Here is a 1,930-nt window from a genome sequence, read left to right as displayed (position 1 = left end):
CCTCGCGTCGGCGCAGGTAGGGGTGGACCATATCTCCCTGGATCGGCCCCGGTCGGACGATCGCCACCTCGATGACCAGGTCGTAGAACCTTCGGGGCTTCAGGCGGGGCAGCATCGACATCTGCGCCCGGCTCTCCACCTGGAAGACGCCGATGGAGTCGGCGCGGGAGAGCATGTCGTAGACCTCCGGGACCTCCTGCGGGATCTGGGCCAGGTCCTGAATCTCCGTGCGGCCGTGTTCCTTGCGGATGAAGTCGAGGCTCTTCCTCAGCGCCGACAGCATGCCGAGCGCCAGCACGTCGACCTTCATCAGGCCGAGCTCGTCGATGTCGTCCTTGTCCCACTCGATGAAGGTGCGGTCGGGCATGGCCGCGTTGCCGATCGGCACGGTCTCGTCCAGCCGCCGCTTGGTCAGCACGAAGCCGCCCACGTGCTGCGACAGGTGGCGGGGAAAGCCGATCAGCTCGGAGGCCAGGGCGACGGCGCGGCGAATCTCCGGGTTGTTCGGATCGAAGCCGGCCTGGCGCACGTGGCCCTCGGGCAGCTCGTGGCCCCAGCTGCCCCAGACGGTGTTCGCCATGGCCGCGGTGATGTCCTCGGTCAGGCCCAGCGCCTTGCCGACCTGCCGGATGGCCATCCTCGGCCGGTAGTGGATCACCGTCGCGGCGATGGCGGCGCGGTGGCGGCCGTAGCGTTCGAAGACGTACTGCATCACCTCCTCGCGCCGCTCGTGCTCGAAGTCGACGTCGATGTCCGGCGGCTCGTTCCGCTCCTCGGAGATGAAGCGGGAGAAGAGCAGGTCCTGGTCGGGCTTGGTGGGGTCGGCCGCGGTGACGCCGAGGCAGAAGCAGACCGAAGAGTTGGCCGCCGAGCCGCGGCCCTGGCAGAGAATCCCCTGATCCCTGGCCCAGCGGACAATGTCGTGCACCGTCAGGAAGTAGTTGGGGTAGTCGAGCTTCTCGATCAGGTGGAGCTCGTGGCGGATGAGGCCCTTCACCTTCTCCGGCACGCCGGCCGGATAGCGCCACTTCGCGCCCTCCCAGGCCAGGTCGGTGAGGTGCTGGATCGCCGTCTTGCCGGGGGGCACCGGCTCGTCGGGGTATTCGTAGCGCAGCTGGGAGAGGTCGAACCCCACCCGCTCGACAACCTCCAGGCTGCGCTCCACAGCGTCCGGGAAGCGGGCGAACAGGCGGGCCATCTCGGCGGGCGACTTCAGGTGCCGCTCGGCGTTGGCCTGGAGCCGCAGCCCCGCCTCCTGGATGGTGGTCTTTTCGGCGATGCAGGTCAGCACGTCCTGCAGCGGCCGCCGGTCGGGCCGGTGGTAGAGGACGTCGTTGGTGGCGACCATCGGGGCGCCCGCGTTGCGGGCCAGTTCGGAGAGCCGGGACAGCCGCACGAGGTCTCGGGCGCCGTAGGGCCGCGAGGCGGCGAGCCAGACGTTGCGCCGGAAGTCGCCGGCGACCTTGGCAAGGTCGCGCTCGAAGGCCTCGTCCAGCCGCGCGGGCGGGACGAGGAGCAGCAGCTGCCCCTCGCCGTGGGCGGCGAAGTCTTCGTAAGTGAGCTGGCACTCGCCCTTCTTCGAGCGGCGCTGGCCGAGGGTGAGCAGCTTGGTGAGCCGCCCGTAGGCCTCCCGGTCGGAGGGATAGCAGACCAGGCTCGGCGTCCCGTCGGCGAAGTCCAGCCGGCAGCCGGTCAGCGCCCGGATGTTGCGCTGCCTGGCCTCGCTCCAGGCCCGCACCACGCCCGACAGGGTGTTGCGGTCGCAAATCCCGATCGCGGCCATCCCCAGCCCCTCCGCTGTCGCCACCAGCTCTCCGGGGTGCGAGGCGCCCTTCAGGAACGAGAAGTTGGTGGTGGTCTGGAGCTCGGCGTAGCGGGTCATGGGGAGCCCTCGACCTCTCCCCGCTTGCGGGGAGAGGGTAGGGTGAGG

At 69.7% G+C, this 1,930-nt stretch carries 1 protein-coding gene; it reads right to left on the bottom strand.

The window, feature by feature from the left end; all coding sequences use genetic code 11:
* Window positions 1-1,882, bottom strand: a 1,882-nt coding sequence (locus VHK87_RS05560; RefSeq protein ID WP_329633905.1) for a PHP domain-containing protein, incomplete at its 3' end; no start/stop codon positions are given.
* Window positions 1,883-1,930 lie beyond the last annotated feature (48 nt).

This window comes from Phenylobacterium sp. (assembly GCF_036263695.1).
Taxonomy (GTDB): Bacteria; Pseudomonadota; Alphaproteobacteria; order Caulobacterales; family Caulobacteraceae; genus Phenylobacterium.
This window is presented reverse-complemented; position numbering and strand designations above follow the sequence as displayed.